This is a genomic window from Polymorphobacter sp. PAMC 29334, assembly GCF_019431245.1.
Classification (GTDB): domain Bacteria; phylum Pseudomonadota; class Alphaproteobacteria; order Sphingomonadales; family Sphingomonadaceae; genus Polymorphobacter_B; species Polymorphobacter_B megasporae.
On the sequence record NZ_CP080245.1, the window covers coordinates 173,997 to 193,083 of the forward strand.

Sequence of the window (19,087 nt, forward strand, 5' to 3'; positions counted from 1 at the left end):
CCCATGATCGCGCGGCTTTTTATCGTCGGATTGTTGTCGGGCGTGGCGCACGCTGGGACCGTGACGACGGTAATATTCGGCGAGACGACACCTGCCGACGTCATCGTCTCCGACGGCGTCGAGGCGCGGTCGACGGCAGGATTTGTGGTCTATGAGCATGGTGCCTGGGCACCGCGACTATCAGCGCCGCTGTCAAGACCAGTGGTCGACGCCCGGCCTTTAGCGCTCGCCGTTACCGGCTGTGGCTCGGCGACGCCGGCAGCTCACCGCGGTCTTGCGGCAGTGACGTCGGCTGCTCGTGTAGCCTACTGGCCGCTGATCCGTGATGCCGAGTGTCGCCACGCTCTGCCACCTGGCCTGCTCGACGCCGTGGTTTTCCAAGAGTCGCGCTACCGAAGGTACGCCGTTAGTCCCGCGGGTGCCGGCGGGCTTGCCCAATTAATGCCACGGACAGCAAGCGTGCTTGGTGTGGTCGACCGCTCCGATCCAGAGTCGAACATCGACGCTGGAGCTCGATATCTTCGGTCGATGCTCGACCATTATCGGTCAGTACCACTCGCCGTGGCGGCATATAACGCCGGACGGGGCTCAGTCGATCGTTGGGGGGCATTCCTCTCAACGGCGAAACCCCGGAATACGTCCAAAAGGTGCTAGGGTTTTACAACGCTGCCGAGAGCACAGGTGTCGCTGCACCCATCCTGATGGCAGTGCCACATGCTGTCACGTTGAGCTTCGATTCTGCGGGAAATTCCGCAGAGTAAATTCATGCAGTCCAGTCAAGCGTCAGCGCAAATGCGCCAACAATCGCGAGCGTAACCGGCGTGCTGAGCAGGTAGCGTTTCTGCCACCGCCACCAAATCTGCGGAACAAGGACGGCAACCGACCGCACGCCGTCGATCGATTGCCAAGCACGCTCCCGGTAGAGTTCAAGACCGATAGTTGAGATCGACAGGACCATTGCGTAGGCACAACAGACGCCCGTCGCGGCGTAGACCGCTAGCCAGTTACCGATTTCAGCGTGAGTCATTATTGTGGAACGCTTTCCAGCCTTCTCGGTTGCTCGCTGCTTTTGGCAGACCGAGCCCGGCACGTTAAGGGGCGCAAATTCTCAACCGGAGAGCTCTAATTTTCTCTTTTCACGCCTACTATGGATGCGCACTGAGCGCTGGGGCAGCTCGGCACAAGGGAGGTTGGCGTACCTCATCCAAAGAATCAGACAAATCCCCCAAGCAAAGCGCGGGAGGGATACGGTTTCTCTAAGGGTTTCAGGATTCAGGGGCGATTTTGTCGCTTAGTCAATGTCTTGAGGCTGTTTGGTTGGACGGCTTGGGAGGGGCAGCCGGACAGATTGGGAGGGGGCATTACGACTGATCGGGAGGAGTCGTGCGACGGATGGGGAGGGCCGCCTTATACGACAGATTGGGAGGCGGCTGATTGTCTGAGGCCCCTGCCCCTTCCAACCTTTCAATTCCTCTCTCAGGCCATCGAAAATGTCCCGCAATACGTCACGACAACCTGAATAGTTCAGTTTGTGCGGCCAAGTCGGAGGTACGCCAGCAACTCGCGAGCTAATACGACTCATTGGGAGGGTGACCGTCGGGTCTATCGCGACAGATTGGGAGGGGCCCTTCGACGTGTATCGCGACAAATCGGGAGGGGGCAGTTTGAGCACCGGTTTGGACGTATGTAGCACCAATTAGCCGAACTATTGCGACAGATTGGGAGAGCTACACGGTCACCCTATTACGACTGATTGGGAGGGGTCTTGCACGACTCGGAAAGGCGTGTTCTGACACGACGGATTAACAACTAGTCGTGTCGGGGATGGCCAGACCAAAATCAATCGGTCGCACAATGAAGGCGGCCCACCAGCTCAAGCTAGCCGGCAAAGGCGAGCTCGCGATGGCTGTCGAGTTGATCGATGTCCATACGCCAAAAAATCAGGAACTGAGCCTGATTGCAAGACGGTGCTTGTTGATGATGCTTGAGGCTGCGGCGGGTGACGCCTGGAAACCCGAGCCACACCGGATCGCCAAAAAAGACCTGCGCGGAAGTCACAAAGCCATGGACCGCGTTCGACCCGCATTTGAAGAACTGATGGGGGTGTGGTTCAGTCACGCTGACACGCTTGGACAAGCGAAATCGACTCGCATGTTCCATCTGCTAGAGGGCATCAACGACCAGGACGATGAGACGTCGAGCGCATTCGTCGAGTTTAGCTTTACCGCGCGTGCGCGCCAGATGCTTGAGCGTTCCGAAGTCTACGCCCGCCTTTCCCGGGAGGCGATTATCAAGTTCCAGAGCCGCTATAGTTTGAGGCTCTACGAGATTGGCGCCGCGATCTACTGTAAGCGCGATCCAACCTGGGCTGGTGAGGTTGGCGAGCTCCGGAAGCTGCTGCACGTCACGCCCGACACATACCCGAATTTTTCGGATTTTCGGAAGCGGGTGCTGGAGCCCGCACGTCTTGAGATCGCCCAGCTCGCCGAGTTTGACTTTAGTTGGGAAGAGATCCTCAGTGGTCGTCAGGTACGTCGTATCCGGATGACCTTCACGGCGAAACCCGGCCATGCCGCGCTTGCGGCAGCGGAAGAAAACGATCGCCATTCGGCCGGGCGGCGGCCTCGTCGCGATGGCGACGTCGAGCAGATTATCGAGGCGGTTGCCGCAAAACTCCTTGTCTCTGGCCCGACAAAAGCCAGTTCCTCTTCTTCAGGAGAGCTACGCTGGCCGAAGGACGATGACCTTAACGATTACGAGGAGGCGTATCGCCCGCTTTATACAGCCGGGCGGCAGCATGGAGGCGGTCATTCCATCGAGCGGCTGGCCCAGTCCTTTGCGCAGCACATGGGCGAGAAGCGGCATCAGCTTGTCGGCGATCGCCTGATGTCTTCGTGGCAGGGTTTCGTCACAGGCAAAGCTCGCACCTGGGTACCGGTGAGATAATTCAACGAATTAGTGTCGCCCTTAAGCGTTACGTGTAACACATGCCTCGCACGCGACCGTCTCAGAAAGAAATCTTGTTCGACCAGTTTGGGGTAGAAAGCTCCCAATCAGGGTGAGGCCACTCAGAACTGCCCGAGGGCCGCATTGAATTGACTGTTTGTCCAAGATGGTTGCACTGGAAGCCATCAGACGAGTCACGGGCGCTTACAGTGGCGTGGCTCGCCTCGAGGCGGCCATCTTGTCACGGCGTCGCCAGCTCATTCGTAATGGAAGCTTATGGCGCCGGGCTGATAGGTTTTGAATCCGGCCGCCTGCCCTGATCAGTTTTCTTCGGCAGCAAGCGCCAGATCGAGGATGCGTGTTAGCGCTTCGCCTTTGGTAATACGATGCCGCCAGGCAAAGTCGTCGAACCGCGCCCGGTCCTCAGCAGTGGTCCTGATGTGAAAGTTGGTCGTAAATACCGCTGGGCGCGCAGGTGGCCGCGGACTTGCTCGTGACCGCTCGGGTATAAATCCAATCCGTTCGGCCTCTACCTTGGCGACGGCGCGCTGTGCAGGTGTCGGAGGCGAAATGTCGTCGTCAAGGTTGAATCTGGTAAGGCCGGGACGCGGGTTCGGACGATCGGTCATGCGGGCACCTTCTGCTGCAAAGCCGCCAGAACGTCCGCGACGAACGCCTTGGCGTTGTCGCGAGCGCTTTCGAGCGACGCAACTTGTTTAGCATCGAGCGTCGATAACGTTCCGCCGCTGCTGAAAAGCCCTCGAAACGCGCCGCGCTCAGCGAGTGGCGTTGCGATGACAGGGATTCCTGCGTCCTCAAGGTTCAATACGATGGCCTTAAGGTCGCGTGACCAGAGTTTGACGGTGCCGGGGGTCCTTGTGAGAACCGCTGCGTAAGCGATAGGCCGTTCACGAACGCGGGCGGCGCTCCGGACGCTTTGGAATGCGCGTGCGGCTTGGTCTGCATCGAGGCCGGAGCCTTGTATCGGGATCAACGCCAAATTGGACATTAGGAGTGCGTTGGTTGTGCGCGCGCTCGCCCTGCCCTCGAGATCGACGATAACGAAATCGACGCGCTTGCGCGCTTCGTCGATCGTCTCGATGATCTGCTCTTCATCGATTTCTCCGATGACCTCAATATTATCTGGCTTACCGTCGAGGGTCGCCCACTTGAGCAATGGAAAGTTCGGATCAGCGTCGATTAGGGTGACCGTCGAGCCGTCGGCCGCAAGTTGGGTTGCCAGAATCAAAGCGGTTGTCGTCTTTCCGACCCCGCCCTTGGGCGACAGCATTGTTATAACGGGCATCGCAGACGGACTCCAATGACACACATGTGCGACATCTGGCACGTCAGATGATCAACATGTCACACATCTCCTCTGTAACACATCATCTTTTGATGCAAGGGCTGATGATATAGCCAGGAGTTCCATGGCATTCGTAATCGCTGCTCGGAGGCGGTATTAAGGCGCTAGCAGCGAAGCTGCTTAAGCGTGCCAAAAACACATGTGACACATGTCGAACGTGTTACGCATAGCCGACACGTGTAACGTCTGTAACACGTGTCTCATGTCTAACATGTCACTGCCGCGTCTTTGTTTATGCTCTTGCAACGAGGGATGACCGCACACAGCGCACTATTGATATGATTGCCGCGGTCAAGAGACCGGCGGGGACCCGAGAAAGTTTGGAATGTCGTCGTCCAGCAGGCATCAATGCTCCGCAATTACGACAGATTGGGAGGCCCTAAAATGCCTTGCATCCATTCGTATCAGCGTTTCGGTTGTTGTTCGTCGAGCGGGGGAGGGCAGGGGAGGCCGACGGTATCCAGCGGCCAGTCGAGCGCATCGAGCATTCGAGCCACCCAATAACGATAGCGCCTCGTGAATAGACCCCGAGCGCGAGATGCATGAACAGCGCGATCCGCTGTTGGCGATGGCGATATGTATATCACACGTGTTACATATCTCGCATGCGTCGCCTGACTGGACTAAAATCGACCAGTGTATCATCGCGCGGGGAGTAACACCGCGATCGGCGCGAATAAATTGACCAACGCAACCGCAGCCTGGAACCAGTTCGATAGTGGTGTGACGGCAGGAGACAAGTTCTCTCCAGCGTTGCAGCACGCGCTGATAAACTGGGCCCAGTAGGAGAATTATCCTTCGAAGTCAGCGGCAGTGATAAGGATTGGCGGCTCGCCGCCGAGACGTTTAACAAACTCCCGCAGCGCGATGCGATGGATGTCGGACTCGAATTCCACAAACGTCTCCAGAGCCGTGTCGCGGTCGAGAACATCAAAGTCCGGGTCGAGCAGCTGCGCTAGCGCCTCGTTCGTGACGAGGAATTCGACTAGACCGAAGTCGGTCTCGCCGGTGAAGCCAACGCTCTCCCGCTCCTCAACCCAGGTTCCACCGTCGAGTTGGAACCGTACACTGGCCCTTGCCTTGGTCACCTTCGATTATGCCGCGACCGGCGCAGACCCGTCGTGGCCGTCGTTGAGCAGGTCAACAAGCTTGGCGATAGCCGAGCCGCTGAAGGAAGTGGTCGATACCCCGTCGATCTGTACCGGATGCTCTGGCCTCAACGTGGCCCCCGCCTGATGTCCCGGATCGAGTTGCTGCCATGCGCGAACCGCGCCGCGCAGGCTGGTGACTTCTGCGATATCGCTGTCGCCGCGATGGACGCTCTCAAGCGAGGCGCTCATGCGCCAGTTTATCTCGGGGGTCATTGCGGCGTCGCCCCAGGTCGCCTCGGTCATGATGTTCACCTTAAAGTTCAAGCGGTATAGCTTATACTGCCAAGTGTCCTCGCCGCTAAGCCTCCTGCGGCGCGAGCGGAAATTTGTCTTGGGGATGCCTCTCGGTAAACGCCTCACCATTCGGCGCAAGCGACGCCTTGCCGATCGCCGACAAACGGTACACGCCGGGTCTTACCCGGTCGAACCAGCCATAAACGTTGCGACGCAGGATGGCACCTGCGTCGTCGGCAAACCGCTTGAGGTCGCGGGGTCGTAACGAGCCAGCCCGGAGGGCCTCGGCACAGGCTATTGCGCGCTGGCGGTAAGCGGTCATGATCGGCTGCCGGGTTGAACCGCCGCGCGTTGGGTCACCGTGTCGGGCGGCGTGCTCCTTCAGCAAGCGCCGGCGCAGCGGCAGGTCGGCTCGAGGACGATAGGGCAGGGGCTCGACCACAACAGATACCACATCGCGCCTGACGTCGACGATCAGCAGACCGAAGCCGAGCAAACGGCATAAGCGGTGGACTCGGTTGTCCTGGTCGCGCCCGCGCCGCGATCCAGCCACGGCAAGGTAAACCTGATCGGCAGCGCGCATCCTGTCGACGGCTTGCAGCACGAGCTCGAGAGTGAACGAGAGTTTGAGCTCGGTGACGACAATGAGGGGCGGCTCGTCGGCGCGCACGGCGACAACATCGCAATTGCAGATTTCACCTTTGACCTCGAACCCCTGACCTTCGAGGAACGCTTTCAGGGCAGGATATAGCGCCGTCTCCTGCAGCGCGGGCGAAAGAACAGTCGTACTTTCGGCGTCGGCAACGTTCGACGAAGCAGTCCCGGCGGCCTTGCGACTCACGTCCGGCGCACGATTACCGAAAGGTTGTTCGCCGGCATCGGCAGAACGGTCTGAACCTTCAGGCCCGACTCTAACGCTGCAGCTTCAACTGCTGCAAGATCGCGAAGTCCCCAGGCGACATTGCGATCGCGCAGGTCGGCGTCGAATGCGGCATTGCTTGGCGCGAGCATTTTGCCTGCTTCGATAAAGGGGCCGTAGAAGTACAGTAGTCCGCCGGACGGCAGCAGTCGCGCCGCCTCGCGCAGCAATCCCAGCGTCGCCGCCCACGGGCTAATGTGAACCATATTGATCGCAAGGATCGCGTCGGCGGTGGCTACGGGCCACGGTGTGCGGCTTGCGTCGAGATCGAGTGGCGAACGCACGTTGATCACGCGGTCCGCTGCTGTCCACGCAACGATCGAGGCTCGGGCTGCAGGAGATGGATCCGAGGGTTGCCAGTCGAGCGCGGGCAACCGCTCGGCCAGAAATACAATGTGCTCGCCGCTTCCGCTGGCGACCTCGAGCACCAGCCCTGCTGATGGCAGCATCGGCTGGAGCACCTTGAGTATTGATAGCCGGTTGCGGAACACGGCCGGCGAACTGAAACGGGCGTCATGAAAATCGTACATCGTCACCCCAATGGCATTATGCCGAACACCGGCTAGAGTGCGAGCTTGAATACAGAGATCTCGCTGCTAAAAAATTTCGTGACGGACACGATGTCTCGCCTTGGGTCGATACGCTTACGCTTACGCTTACGCTTACGCTTACGCTTACGCTTACGCCTACGCCTACGCCTACGCCTACGCCTGATCGTAAATTCACTTTCAAGAACAAACAAGGAACTTTTGTCAAATCCCTCCTTCCGAAAGCAACACCGGTGCTAGCCTGCCCTTGATACCGCAGCCTAACTTGGAAGCATCGATTGGTCAGTCGCGCGGGTGAACCACGACGCCGAGCGAGGCTAGCATGATGTCAATTTCAGCCATTTCCTCGTCGAATCGCGAGAGTGCCCTCGTATCGGGTTCTGGTGGACGCGGTGGCCGCCCAGCGAGCTGAGCCGCAAATCCAAATTTCACCGCGAGGTCGGGGGCGAGATACGCGCGCCACGCCTGCCGCCCGCTGATCTCGACCACGAGGCCGTGCTGGGCCGCGCGGGCCAGCAGCTTGCCCGCCCCCGAGATGGTCAGCCGCAGCGCCCGCGACACCCCGAGCGGAGTCAGCAGGGGCCGACGCTGCAACAGTGCGGCGAGCGACACCATCTTGCCGGGGCGCAGCGCGGCGGCGAGCGTCGCGGCCCCGCGCATCCGGTCACCCTCGACGGCGTCAAGCCGCTCGAGGCCGTCATCGGCGGCCTTTGTCAGCGCCTTGAGGTATCGCGGGACGATCGCCTGGCGGTCGCGCGGCGCGAAGCGCAGCGCCTTGTCGGCGGCGACGAGGCAGGGGAGGGGGGTCCGGGTCACGCCGAGCGCCTTGAGCAACGACGGCCCGCTGAGCCATGGCGCGGCGCTGCGATCGGCCCGCGCATGGATCGCGGTTAGTTCGAGCGCGCGCAGCAGGGCCGGGCGGTCGCGCCAGTCGGTCGGCAGATCAAGCGTCACCGGCACGAGCTCGCGCCAGTGTCGTCCGTCGGGCCTGGCCAGCGCCGTCTGCCACGAAGAGAGGCCGGCGAGTTCGTCGGCGGCGAAGGAAAGCGGCGGCCGCCGCGGCAGCGCGATCCCACCAGCAAGCGCGAAAATGTCGATTTCGTCGATCTCCGCACCTTGGCCGCGTCGGGCCGCAGCGAACCCGGTCCACGACGCCCGCTCGATCCACGGCAGTCGCACCGGTGTCGCCGATGCACGAGCGTCGAGGCGGCCGATCGCCAATGCGGCCGCTTCGAGCAAGCCGGCAAGCACGGGTGTCCAGTCGGGCGCCGACAGGTCAGGAAGGGATTGTAGCATGCGGTGATAGTAGCGCGAAGCTACCCCCATAGTCTACCGCCGCGGCTGTATCAGTCGCGATAATGAAGCGTTATCGCGACCCTAGCGTTTTTGCTATTTTGAGCGTAATCGTCGTCGATGGCCGCTCCCGCCCTCACGACCCGGCCTCAGGTGGCCTCACTCGCCGTCATCGTCGACGAGGTCACCGCGCTTGCCCCCCAAGCGCCAGCTGCTCGACCCGGCACTTGTCGCCGCCGCCGCGCGGGGGTGGTCGGCGAACACGGTGCGGGCGTTCCTGTCGGATTTGCGGCTGTGGGACACGTGGTGCCGACGCTCGGGGGTCCAGACCGGCAGCGCGACCGCCAACACCGTTGCGGCCTATGTCCGTGCGCTGTCTGGTCAGGACCTCGCGAGTGCCGCGGCGCGCGCCACCGGCGAGCGTGCCGCGGCCACGATCGGGCGGTACCTCGTTCATATCGGCTGGGCGTACCGCATGGCGGGGCGCGACGACCCGACTGCAGCGCCACTCGTCCGGTTCGAGCACAAGGCGGCGCGCAAAATCCTCGGTGTGCGGCAGCGCCAGGCGCGTGCGATCCGGTTTAAGGGCGACGTCACCGACCTCGACGGGCCGCCGGCCGGGGTGTGCCTCGCGACGCTGCTCAAGGCGTGCCGCAAGGACATGCTCGGCGCGCGCGACCAGGCGCTGCTGCTGCTCGCCTACGATACCGGCTGCCGGCGCTCGGAACTGGTCGCGATCGAGGTCGACCACATCGACGGACCCGACGGCGAGGGTGCCGGCACGATTCTCATCCCGCGGAGCAAGACAGATCGGGAGGGGGAGGGGGCGCTCGCCTATCTGTCGCCGGCAGCGATGAAGGCGATAAAACGCTGGCGGGAGAGGGGGCATATCGATCGCGGGGCGCTGTTTCGTCGGGTCGAGACCTACTTCGACGGCGGCGTCAGCACGGTGGGGGAGGGGGCGCTCCATCCCGGCACGATCGCGATCATCTAGGAGTGGCTGATCCGTGCCGCGTTCGACAAGAGGCTGCTCGGGGCCATGAGCGAGGCCGAGCTCGAGCGCTGGGTCAAGGCGGTCTCGAGCCACTCGATCCGGGTCGGAGTGGCGCAGGACAATTTTGCAGCCGGCGAGGGGCTGCCGGCAATCATGCAGGCGTACCGCTGGCGCGATGCCAAGACGGTGATGCGTTACGGAGCGAAACTCGCCGCCAAAAGCGGGGCGAGCGCGCGGCTGGCGAAGCGGTTTTCGGGCGAGTAGCCGGTTTGCTGAATCAATCGCGGTAACATTGCCATGTTCGGCTAAAACCCGTCGCTTGCCCGTTGCTGGCGAAGTGACTCAGCCATCTCACGAAGAAGCTCGTCGAGCGGGCTCTCATCGTTTCGCATCAGTGCTTCAACGTCTTTGATGGCTTCCTCCTCGGGAATAGGCGGGAAAAACGGAGGAATAGGATCGTCCATAATCGCGAAATGCATAGCGGCGATGAGCGTTCCGTCCATAGGGTTGTTCAAGATGTCGCGACCGAGCGATAAAATCGGCCATCAGCCCATGTAGTCGACGGTAAATAAGACTATTATTAAACCGTTAAACTCTCTCGAGTTAGTTGCGGAGTCGTCACAAGCCGAGACAGTAGTTGCCACCCCCAACACAGACTGCATAGGCATATGCGGGACTTCGACAAATACGACTGCGACATACATTACACTCGACTTCGGCGTTGCGCAGGCCGTCTACACCGTGGCGTATCTGTCGTGCCTCGCGTGGGCTGCGATCACGATCCGCATCCGCTCTGCGACAACACAACGGCAGTGCCCACCTTCGATTTCTGAGCGGTACTTCACGTCATTCCCGGGCACGCTCTAGCCTTCGACGCACGATCTCATACGCGGCAAGGTGACGCCGACGCGGCATTTGACCCAGCCGCTTGGCTTCTCGGAGCGTCACGAATGACATCGGTGACGCCCTCATATGGGCGAAAAGTTTTGACCGCAGCTGGAGCATCGGGATTGATTGCCGGTATTACCGTAGCGCCGACGACGACACCGACAGGCGGCTAGAGAGAGCATCCGGATAGCGCCGCAAGGTTCGCGATGACAACAAAATCCTCATTTCAGCCCCTTACGACATCGCCCCGACGCCAAGTCTTACTGTCCGCCAAGCACAGATGACGGTCAAGCCACCTCGCCTGCGACGCGTCCTGCGCCATATTCACATCGTACAAAAAACTCAGGGTTATCGGAACCGATTGAGCAAATCGGAGTCTACGTTACGCTGCATTGCAACAAGCGGAAGTTGTGCATGTCCGTTGTTCTCGTGGATTATGTAGTTCGTTCTGGTAACGGAGTGTCTATTGTCTGGAAGAGAAGTTACGACTCCGAAATATCCTGGCTCAAGTGCGATGAGGTGTCTGAACACGACGATCAGACCGACGCGTTGGAAACGATGCGCGAACTCAACCTACTTAGCTCGTTTGGCGTCTTCCCCATCATGATCCCATTGGCTCAGCGGCGAATTTGACCAGAGGAGGGTCGAGTGGTCTCAAATCATAGTTAATTAACCGAAATGATCTGGACTCGTTATACAGTTTCCGTAAATTATATGTTAATCTTTCGGAGTATTGCTATGTCCGAGACAATCGTGGATTATGTCGTGCGCGGAGTCGACGGAGTTTGGGCCGTCTGTCGGCGCACCCTCTATACGCAACAAGCTTGGCTTCAATCATACGAACTGTCGCGGCACACCGTTCGCGAAGAAGCTATGACAGAGATGCGAACCCTCAACTTTAGTCATAACCGAAACGATCCAGAACCCGCGTAGTTCGGATTTAGCGTGACCGCAGCCTCGACCGAATTCGTGACGCACAGCTCGGCACGGTTTCAGGGCGCACGGTTAGCGTCGTTTACGGCGCACTCAATACGATGGCCTCTGGATGGATATGATGGCTTTCAGCGATAGAGCCCGGTGAAGAGGTCGCCGAGCGAGCGACGATAGAACAGCGTCGCCCAACGCTGCCGACGGTGCTCGCCGCGGTCGTGCTCGAGGTGGCAGCGCTGGCACAGCGCGGCTAGATTGCGGGGATCGTTGTTGCCGGGATCATGATCGAGATGCGCCGTCGCCAGGACGACAAAGGTGCGCGGCAGCGGCATCGCGTCGAACCCGACGAGCGGCGGCTCTACGGCCTCCAGGCGGGTAGGGGAGGGACCCGCTGCGCGGCGACCGCGATGATCCCTCCAGCGAGCGCGAACATCGTCCCACCAGCGGCCGTCGCGGGTATGGACTATCCACTGGCCGTGCGGGCGGGCGCAGTGTTCACAGCGTCCTTTGGCGCGCTCGAAGCGGATGACGTTCGACAGCTCGCGCCAATCGATTGGATAGAACCACTTCTGGTCGGCGCGGATCGGCATGCTGATTCTATGAATCATGCGGTACGAGAACAAAAGAGGTAAAATAATAGGAAAGGTTCGCGGTGACCGGCGTAAGGCTGGCTGCTACCCGGATATGGGGCCAATCTTCCGATTTCGTCCGATAGTACTAACCTGCTCGTAAAGCCTCCGGGTCCGGTCAGAGCCCCTGCGGGAGCCGCCGAGCACAACCATAGTCGCCGCCGCAGAACAAGGGCTTCGGCTCTGAACGCCTACAATCGCGCCCGTCGCCTCCGTATTCGCTATCCGTACGCCTTTAGCGCAATTCAGATAACATCCGTTGCGATGACCTCTACAAGCGGCTGATCCGCGCGGCGTTCGACAAAAAGCTGCTCGGGACCATGAGCGAGGCGGAGCTCGAGCGCTGGGTCAAGGCGGTGTCGAGCCACTCGATCCGGGTCGGATTGGCGCAGGACAATTTTGCGGCCGGGGAGGGACTGCCGGCGATCATGCTGTCGTACCGCTGGCGCGATGCCAAGACAGTGATGCGCTACGGGGCGAAGCTCGCCGCCAAGAGTGGAGCGAGCGCGAGGCTGGCGAAGCGTTTTGCCGCTGACTAGCTCCTAGTGGGACCGGGTGCGAGACTGAAGCCGCGAAGTGGGCGGTGCCGTCGCCGATATGTCCGAAACTTTTTGGTTTCGGACATATCGAGCGCAAGAGCCCAAATCGCTGGCCCGCGGGTCCAACGCCCTGCGCGTCAGGCGATGTTCGACCTCTCAAGCCGGCTGTTCGTCGATCGCCGGCGCGGGCTTGGCGCGGGAGGCGCGGGGCTTTTTTGCCGGTCGGGCCTCGACCGCGGGTGCGGGCGGCGCGACCGGGGCCTTGCGCCCGAGCCCAATCTTCAGCGCCAGACTGCGACGCTTCTCGGCATACGCAGGCGCGACCATCGGATAATCTGCCGGCAGCTTCCACTTGGCGCGATAGGCGTCCGGTGTCATTCCATAGCTGGTCATCAGGTACCGCCTGAGCATCTTAAGCTTTTTGCCGTCCTCGAGACAGACAATGTAGTCGGGCTTGACCGAAGAACGGATCGAAACCGCCGGTTCCTGCTGGACCTTCTCCGGCTCGACCTGAGTGCCGAGACGGGCAAGCGCTGCGTGGACATTGCCGATTAGTCCCGGGAGGTCAGAAAGCGCAACCGAATTGTTCGCAACGTGCGCGCTGACGATGTCGGCCGTCAGGGTCAAAAGTTCATTATCAGACGCAAGATCGTTCACACCAAGTTCCTTGTTTGAGGCCCGTTGCATGTATCAGCTGACCGGTGCGCCGTACTTAGTCTGCCAGACGTCACAATTCCAGTTGAATGACAGATAACTCTGAGCCGCGTCGTGTCGATCTTGACTGGATGAAAATGTGCCTTAATCGTCTGCGCAGCCGGTCTCATTATCAGACATGCCCTCGCGCAAGCATACCGAGGAGCAGCAGTGCACGTCGCGGCTGAAGAGATCAGTATCCTAATCCCGGTCGGGCGCGCCGAGCGGAAAATAGGCGCGATACGGTCGCGCTTCGTCGACGCAGCGCGCAACCGAAGGTCGCGCGAGCAGGCGGGCACGATATTTCTTCAGCTTGACGTGCTCGTTGCCGATAGGATGCACCCAATCGGCGTAGAAGAGCGATGGTGCGGCGGCGCAGTCGGCAAGGGTGAAGTCCGTCCCGCATGCCCAATCGTGTCCCGCCAGTTCACCGTTGAGCCAGGCGTAGATGCTGTCGAGACCGCTGCGCGCGCGCTCGACACCGTAAGGGTCCATGTGTTCCTGCGGGCGCAACGCGTTTCCGACTACCACTGCCATGACGTTCATCACGTAATTGTCGAAGACGCGATCCAACATCCGCACCTTGACCGCCGCGGCGGGATCGGCGGGTATCAGTTTCACCGGTCCGGGATGGACAGCCGCAAGATACTCGATGATCGCCGTAGCCTCGAACACTGCGTCATCACCATCGACGAGCAACGGAAACTTGCCGACTGCCGAGCGACGCGACAGCTCGGCACCATTTTCCGGGTACGCCGGATCGACATTCCGGAATTCGAACGGAATTTCGTTTTCATAAAAAGCGATCAGCGCCTTCCACGTGTAGGACGAGAAGGGGTGGCCGAAGAGCTGCATCACCATGTGCCATCCTTCATTTTGTGCTGGCGCTCGCCTTCACGCGCGCTCGTGGTCGCGCCGAAGGATCCCGTTTCGACCGGACCCGCAGGTTCGTAGGTCGTGATCACGGTGCCGCCGAGTGACACTTGGTGATCTACCAGCTTGAACGAGCCGGGAGGTGTGCCATTGCCGAATAGCCGCTTGCCGCAGCCGAGTACGATCGGGAAAGTGTACAGCATGAGCCGGTCGAGCAGGCCCGCTGCGAGCAGCGACGGATAGATCGTGCTCGATCCCTGGATCAGCAGATCGGGACCATCACCACTCTTGAGCATCGCGACATCGTCCATGCCGTGTATTCGGTGACTGTTCGCCCAAGGCAGCGGCTGCTCGCCGCGCGTCAGTACGTATTTGTTTGCCGTGGTGAACGCCTCACTCATCGCCGCGGCTTCGCCGTCAACGTAGGGCCAGTAGGCGGCGAAAATGTCGTAAGTCCCCCGCCCGAGCAGCAAATCGTACGGCCTCGAGAAGAATTCACCGATCACTGCGCCGACTTGTTCGTCGGCAACGGGAAACATCCAGCCGCCATGCACGAAGCCGCCTGTCGGATCCTCGCTTGGCCCCCCGGGCGCCTGGATCACGCCGTCGAGCGACTGAAATACACCGCCGACGATCTTACGCATCTTTCGTTTCCCCTGCCCGCGCAGCCTCGATCTTGGCGATGTCGATCTTCCGCATTGTCATCATCGCTTCCATCACGCGCTTCGACGCGGCGGGGTCGGGGTCGGCCATCCCGGCCATCAGCGCGCGGGGCACGATCTGCCACGAGAAGCCCCAGCGGTCCTTGCACCAGCTGCACATGCTCTCCGCGCCGCCGTTGCCGACGATCGCGTTCCAGTAGCGGTCAGTCTCCTCCTGCGTGTCGGTGAAGACCTGGAAGCTGACGGCCTCGTTCGGGCTGTAGCGCGAGCCGCCATTGAGTCCGGCGAACGACTGGCCGAGCAAAGTGAACTCGACGGTGATTTCTCCGCCGCGCCTGGTCGACGGGTTGTCTGCTGGGGAAGTCTGCCCCGTCCCGACATGGCTATCGGGGAAAACGCTCGCGTAGAACTCAGCTGCCTCGCGGGCCTGGCCGTGGTCGAACCACAGGCAGGTGGTCATGTTCGCCATGGTATCGCTCCTACTTTCCGCCGACCAGGGCGAAGGCCGCACCCTGCGGGTCGAGGCCCATCACGATGTGCATGCCGCCGGGTACTTCGTGCGGGCCCATCGTCACGGTGCCGCTACCGCCGGTGATCCTGGGGATCGCGGCGTCGATCGAGGGAACATTGAAATAATAGGTCGAGCGCGTCGGCCATCCGGCCCCCGCGGTCATCATCGCGCCGATGCGCTGGCCGGCATGGTCGATGAAACAGTAGTCGCCCATTTCGCCCATCGGCATCGTCTCGTTATTTTCCCAGCCGAACACTTCGCCGTAGAACGCCAAGGCCGCCTTGTGGTCGCTCGTGACCAGTTCGTGCCAGCCGCAATGTCCGGGCGCCGTGACGTGAAACGCCTGTGAATCCTGCGGACTGTCGCCGCGCATGATGTAGAATATCAGTCCCTGTGGATCGGCCACCATCGCGAAGCGCCCCACGCCGGGAATATCCTGCGGCGCCATGTGAACGCTGCCACCCAGCGACTTGATCTTTTCTGCGGTCCGATCGACGTCCTCGACACCGATGTAAGTAAACCAGCTAGTCTTCATCGGCGCGCCGTCGGGGAGCGTCATCAGCCCGCCCACACCCTGGCCGTCGGGCGCGGTCAGCACGCGGTAGTCGCCGGTGCCTGCCATTCCAGACGGCTTGATGCTCCATCCGACGACATCGGCATAGAATTTCTGGGCGCCGTCGAGGTCCGTGGTCATCAGGTCGTACCAGATCGGGGTGCCTTCTGGATTCGCCATCTGCTCTCTCCTTGTTGGGTAACTACTGATCGATGATTGCAGGGAAGCCGACGGAGATCATTTCAAGACTGGTCGGCGTAAAGTGCGAGCTGATCAGCCATCGCCTTGCGATGCGCGGGCCGCGCTTCGCCGCGTTCGACATAAGCAGCAAGACGCGGGAAGCGCTCCAGCTGCCCCGAACCGCGTAGGCCACCGAGCACCGAGATCAGCATCAGATCGCCGACGGTGAATGCATCGCCGTCGATCCATTGGCGCTCGCCGAGCGCGACCTCGAGATCATGGAGCCGACCGTGCAGGTCGTCGACGACCTTGTCATGACGCGTCTTCGACCAGTCGCGGTCGGCCTCGAACATGTCGTTGATCGCTATCGCCATGACATACGGCTCGACCGAATTGAGCGCAGCGACGAGCCACTGGATCGCCCGGCTACGCGCCGCGGGATCGGCCGGGATCAGTTGCCCGGTACGCTCGGCAATGCGCAATACGATCGCACCGGACTCGAAGATCTCGACCTCCTCGTCGCGATACGTTGGCACCTGTCCAAAAGGTTGAAGGCAGCGATGCTCGGGTGTCTTGGCGTCGTGGATCAGGGCGATGTCATAGGGCTGACCAACTTCCTCGCACGCCCAACGCGCACGGATATCGCGGACGAACCCCCGCGCAAACGGAGGAACCCAGGCGAAGGTCGTGATGACAGGAATCATAGGTCCTCTCGGGTTATCGCCGGTGTTTGAGAGATGTTCATGCGAGCGCGACCAGCTCACGCCGCAGCGCATCGGGGTCGACCAGCTCGTCCTCGATCCCCCGGTGGGTCTCGCGCCAGATCGGCACTGCGCTCGCGAGAAGCTCGCGGCCCGCGTCGGTGAGGACGAGCAACCTGCTGCGCTGGTCCGTTGGGTCGACGCGCACCTCGACGAGGCCGCGCCGCTCAAGTGGTTTCAGTGCAGCCGTCAGCGTCGTCCTGTCCATCGCGAGCAGATGCGCAACGGGTGCCATCGGCGGCGGTACAGGCCGATTAAGCGACATAAGTAGCGAGAATTGGCCATTCGTTAGACCTACTGGTCGAAGCGCAGCGTCGAAGCACCTTGCAAGGGCACGGGCTGCGCGCTGCGCATGCAGGCACAAGCAGGAATCACGTACCTCGATCGTCGTTTCGAAAGGGAGAGTAACAGGCATATATGACATATGTTGATATCAACTCTAAGGGTCAAGCCCTTTTGTATTCACGGATGGATATGCAATCAGGCTGGAGCGCATTCTAGATTTGTGGAACGGGGAACGGCCGCGTGCGGCGGCGGTCCTTCGTACCCGGTCATCATTCTTCTGAAGTGCGACGGCAGCTATTGCGCCCATTTCCGGCCGATCGAGACCGCGGCCGACCAGCCCAAAAGCGGTCGTTTGTTCAGATTGCCCGTCGCGGCGGCTGCGCGCCCATTATGCGCCGCTTGAGACCGCCGTCGACCTGCCCCGAAGCGGCCGTTCGTTCAGATTGAGCAATGCGCCGGCTTTGCGCCCATTTCCGGCCGATAAAGATCGCTGCCGACCAACCGAAAAGCGGTCGTTTACTCTTATTGCCCGTCGCGGCTGCTTCGCGCCCCAAAGTACGCCAGTCGAGACTGCGGCCAAATGGCTGAAAAGCAGTTGTGCGTTCAGATTGACCATCGAGCTGGCTTCGCGCCCATAATCGGTAGTTTGGGCCGGCTCCGATCTGCCCGAAAACAGCCGTCGGTTCAAATAACCTGGCAAAGGGCTATGTGGTAGCAGACAACCGAAAGCTCACTGACCACTTCCGGTTGCAAGGTTGAAGGCAACAACCGTATTGAACGATAGAAGTTCGCTTAAGCTTACGGGCAGCGAAAACAGACGCGCGATACAGTGCAGTTATGCGAATAGCCGGGCGGCAGTCGCGCCATAGCCAAGGATGACTGCATAGCACAGCGCCGGGACGATCAGCGCGACCGCAAGGCTCGATTGGTCGGCGACAAAGCCCGTCAGCGGCGGGACGATGGCGCCACCGACGATCGCCATACAGATCAGCCCCGAGCCATCGGCGGCGCGACGGCCCAGTCCTTCGCTGGCCAGACTGAAGATCGTCGGAAACTGGATCGCATTTGCCAGACCGATAGCGAGCAAGGCGACGGCGGCGACCGTCCCGCTGCTGTTGGCGGCCACGAGCAGAAAGGTAATCGCGCAACCAGCAACGATTGCCAGCAGCCGGCCGGGCGCAATACGGCGCAGCAGGGCGGCCCCGACGAAACGCCCGATCAGCGCTCCGCCCCAGTAAAACGGCACGAGCTTGCCTGCGGCGAGTGTCGTCCCGCCAAGTACGCCGGGCTGCGTCAGGTAGCTGACGATCAGCGACCCGATCGCGACCTCCGCCCCGACATACAGGAAGATGCACAGCGCACCGATGGCGAAGCGCGGGCGTTGCAGCAGGTCGAACGCGTCGAACAGATTGACGCCAGCAGCTCGATCATCTGCCAGCCGGTGGCGCCGCGTCCAGACGACGGCCGCGACCGTCAGCAGCGCCGCAGCCAGGCCGATATAGGTTAGGACCACGGTGTGAGTCTCCGAAGTGCGGTACGCATCGAGCGCCGCGCCCGACAGCGTCTTGGGATCGACCGTCGCGAGGCCGCCGAGGATCAGGATCGAGCCGACATAAGGGAAGACAGTCGTGCCGAGCGAATTGAAAGCTTGCGCAAAGGTCAGCCGGCTCGACGCGCTGGCCGGATTGCCAAGCAACGAGATCAACGGATTGGTCACGACCTGGACGATCGTCACGCCGCTCGCGAGCACGAACAACGCGAACAGGAAGATGGCGAACCGCCCCGACTGCGACGCCGGAATGAACAATAGACAGCCAGCGGTCATCACCAGCAGCCCGATCACGGCGCTGCGCAAATAGCCGAAGCGTCGGACGATCGCGGCTCCGGGAAGCGACATGATGAAATAAGCGGCGAAATAGGCCGACTGAACCAGCAGCGCCTCGGCGTAGTTGAGCGTGAACAGTTCCTTCAACTTGGGAATGATGACGTCGTTGAGGCTGGTAATGCCGCCAAAGATGAAGAACAGCGCGAATACGAACAGCTGCAGATCGGGCGCGTTGATGCCGGCCTCGTCGGTGCGGGGCGCGGCAGGGGCGAGAGCCATATGACGTTTCCAATCCTGAGCGGCGTCG

General features: G+C 61.0%; 22 protein-coding genes and 1 pseudogene. 5 read left to right on the forward strand and 18 right to left on the reverse strand.

Features of this window, described 5'->3' with window-relative positions; all coding sequences use genetic code 11:
- The first annotated feature begins 3 nt into the window (after positions 1 to 3).
- Complete coding sequence (locus KZX46_RS21985; RefSeq protein WP_226896323.1) at positions 4 to 654, forward strand: lytic transglycosylase domain-containing protein; 651 nt, start codon at positions 4 to 6, stop codon at positions 652 to 654.
- Between the two features lie 109 nt (positions 655 to 763).
- On the opposite strand, the gene KZX46_RS21990 is transcribed toward KZX46_RS21985, so the two are convergent.
- The gene (locus KZX46_RS21990; RefSeq protein ID WP_370647566.1) at positions 764 to 958 is read right to left on the reverse strand and encodes a hypothetical protein; all 195 of its coding nucleotides are present in this window, start codon (positions 956 to 958) and stop codon (positions 764 to 766) included.
- Positions 959 to 1,854: 896 nt separating this feature from the next.
- Between KZX46_RS21990 and KZX46_RS21995 the strand changes: the two genes are divergently transcribed.
- The gene (locus tag KZX46_RS21995; protein WP_219777197.1) at positions 1,855 to 2,946 is read left to right on the forward strand and encodes a replication initiation protein; all 1,092 of its coding nucleotides are present in this window, start codon (positions 1,855 to 1,857) and stop codon (positions 2,944 to 2,946) included.
- Between the two features lie 320 nt (positions 2,947 to 3,266).
- Here the strand turns inward: KZX46_RS21995 and KZX46_RS22000 are convergent, their stop codons facing one another.
- The 7 genes from KZX46_RS22000 to KZX46_RS22030 form a co-directional block, all read right to left on the reverse strand.
- Positions 3,267 to 3,575 (reverse strand): hypothetical protein, encoded by a 309-nt coding sequence (locus tag KZX46_RS22000; protein WP_219777198.1) that lies wholly within the window; start codon positions 3,573 to 3,575, stop codon positions 3,267 to 3,269.
- Positions 3,572 to 4,237 (reverse strand): AAA family ATPase, encoded by a 666-nt coding sequence (locus KZX46_RS22005; protein ID WP_370647567.1) that lies wholly within the window; start codon positions 4,235 to 4,237, stop codon positions 3,572 to 3,574. The genes KZX46_RS22000 and KZX46_RS22005 overlap by 4 nt, the downstream gene beginning before the upstream one ends.
- A gap of 866 nt (positions 4,238 to 5,103) precedes the next feature.
- A complete protein-coding gene (locus KZX46_RS22010) occupies positions 5,104 to 5,400 on the reverse strand; it encodes a DUF1488 family protein (protein WP_219777200.1) in 297 nt (98 codons plus the stop codon).
- 6 nt (positions 5,401 to 5,406) lie between these two features.
- A complete protein-coding gene (locus tag KZX46_RS22015) occupies positions 5,407 to 5,706 on the reverse strand; it encodes a hypothetical protein (RefSeq protein WP_219777201.1) in 300 nt (99 codons plus the stop codon).
- Positions 5,707 to 5,761: 55 nt separating this feature from the next.
- Positions 5,762 to 6,538: a DUF2161 family putative PD-(D/E)XK-type phosphodiesterase gene (locus tag KZX46_RS22020; protein WP_226896324.1), complete on the reverse strand. Its 777-nt coding sequence runs from the start codon at positions 6,536 to 6,538 to the stop codon at positions 5,762 to 5,764.
- Complete coding sequence (locus KZX46_RS22025) at positions 6,535 to 7,146, reverse strand: DUF938 domain-containing protein (protein WP_219777417.1); 612 nt, start codon at positions 7,144 to 7,146, stop codon at positions 6,535 to 6,537. Before KZX46_RS22025 ends, KZX46_RS22020 begins: the two co-directional genes overlap by 4 nt.
- Positions 7,147 to 7,446: 300 nt before the next feature.
- Positions 7,447 to 8,460, reverse strand: a complete 1,014-nt coding sequence (locus KZX46_RS22030) for a hypothetical protein (protein WP_219777202.1) — start codon at positions 8,458 to 8,460, stop codon at positions 7,447 to 7,449.
- Between the two features lie 190 nt (positions 8,461 to 8,650).
- Between KZX46_RS22030 and KZX46_RS22035 the strand changes: the two genes are divergently transcribed.
- Together KZX46_RS22035 and KZX46_RS23565 are read left to right on the forward strand one after the other, a co-directional pair.
- Complete coding sequence (locus KZX46_RS22035) at positions 8,651 to 9,451, forward strand: tyrosine-type recombinase/integrase (RefSeq protein WP_370647568.1); 801 nt, start codon at positions 8,651 to 8,653, stop codon at positions 9,449 to 9,451.
- A gap of 45 nt (positions 9,452 to 9,496) precedes the next feature.
- Positions 9,497 to 9,715 (forward strand): hypothetical protein, encoded by a 219-nt coding sequence (locus KZX46_RS23565; RefSeq protein ID WP_370647569.1) that lies wholly within the window; start codon positions 9,497 to 9,499, stop codon positions 9,713 to 9,715.
- A gap of 41 nt (positions 9,716 to 9,756) precedes the next feature.
- On the opposite strand, the gene KZX46_RS22040 is transcribed toward KZX46_RS23565, so the two are convergent.
- A complete protein-coding gene (locus KZX46_RS22040; protein WP_219777203.1) occupies positions 9,757 to 9,954 on the reverse strand; it encodes a hypothetical protein in 198 nt (65 codons plus the stop codon).
- A gap of 1,446 nt (positions 9,955 to 11,400) precedes the next feature.
- Positions 11,401 to 11,859 carry a hypothetical protein gene (locus tag KZX46_RS22045; RefSeq protein WP_219777204.1) on the reverse strand — a complete coding sequence of 153 codons (459 nt, stop codon included), beginning with the start codon at positions 11,857 to 11,859 and terminating at the stop codon, positions 11,401 to 11,403.
- 308 nt (positions 11,860 to 12,167) lie between these two features.
- Here KZX46_RS22045 and KZX46_RS22050 point away from each other — a divergent pair.
- A pseudogene (locus KZX46_RS22050) lies at positions 12,168 to 12,437 on the forward strand (integrase); the annotation flags it as partial.
- Positions 12,438 to 12,593: 156 nt separating this feature from the next.
- Here KZX46_RS22050 and KZX46_RS22055 read toward each other — a convergent pair.
- The 8 genes from KZX46_RS22055 to KZX46_RS22090 all read right to left on the reverse strand — a co-directional run bounded on the left by KZX46_RS22055 (position 12,594) and on the right by KZX46_RS22090 (position 19,059).
- Positions 12,594 to 13,094, reverse strand: coding sequence for a MucR family transcriptional regulator (locus tag KZX46_RS22055; RefSeq protein ID WP_304610434.1), 501 nt, complete (start codon positions 13,092 to 13,094; stop codon positions 12,594 to 12,596).
- Positions 13,095 to 13,331: 237 nt separating this feature from the next.
- Positions 13,332 to 13,991: a glutathione S-transferase family protein gene (locus tag KZX46_RS22060; RefSeq protein ID WP_219777206.1), complete on the reverse strand. Its 660-nt coding sequence runs from the start codon at positions 13,989 to 13,991 to the stop codon at positions 13,332 to 13,334.
- Positions 13,985 to 14,647 carry a dihydrofolate reductase family protein gene (locus tag KZX46_RS22065; RefSeq protein ID WP_219777207.1) on the reverse strand — a complete coding sequence of 221 codons (663 nt, stop codon included), beginning with the start codon at positions 14,645 to 14,647 and terminating at the stop codon, positions 13,985 to 13,987. The genes KZX46_RS22060 and KZX46_RS22065 overlap by 7 nt, the downstream gene beginning before the upstream one ends.
- Positions 14,640 to 15,134, reverse strand: a complete 495-nt coding sequence (locus tag KZX46_RS22070) for a VOC family protein (protein WP_219777208.1) — start codon at positions 15,132 to 15,134, stop codon at positions 14,640 to 14,642. Before KZX46_RS22070 ends, KZX46_RS22065 begins: the two co-directional genes overlap by 8 nt.
- A gap of 10 nt (positions 15,135 to 15,144) precedes the next feature.
- The gene (locus tag KZX46_RS22075; RefSeq protein ID WP_219777209.1) at positions 15,145 to 15,909 is read right to left on the reverse strand and encodes a VOC family protein; all 765 of its coding nucleotides are present in this window, start codon (positions 15,907 to 15,909) and stop codon (positions 15,145 to 15,147) included.
- Positions 15,910 to 15,971: 62 nt separating this feature from the next.
- Complete coding sequence (locus KZX46_RS22080; protein ID WP_219777210.1) at positions 15,972 to 16,613, reverse strand: glutathione S-transferase family protein; 642 nt, start codon at positions 16,611 to 16,613, stop codon at positions 15,972 to 15,974.
- A 37-nt stretch (positions 16,614 to 16,650) separates the two neighbouring features.
- A complete protein-coding gene (locus KZX46_RS22085; RefSeq protein ID WP_219777211.1) occupies positions 16,651 to 17,085 on the reverse strand; it encodes a MarR family winged helix-turn-helix transcriptional regulator in 435 nt (144 codons plus the stop codon).
- Positions 17,086 to 17,790: 705 nt separating this feature from the next.
- On the reverse strand, positions 17,791 to 19,059 hold the full coding sequence (locus KZX46_RS22090; protein WP_219777212.1) for a sugar MFS transporter: 1,269 nt from the start codon (positions 19,057 to 19,059) through the stop codon (positions 17,791 to 17,793).
- Between the last annotated feature and the right edge of the window lie 28 nt (positions 19,060 to 19,087).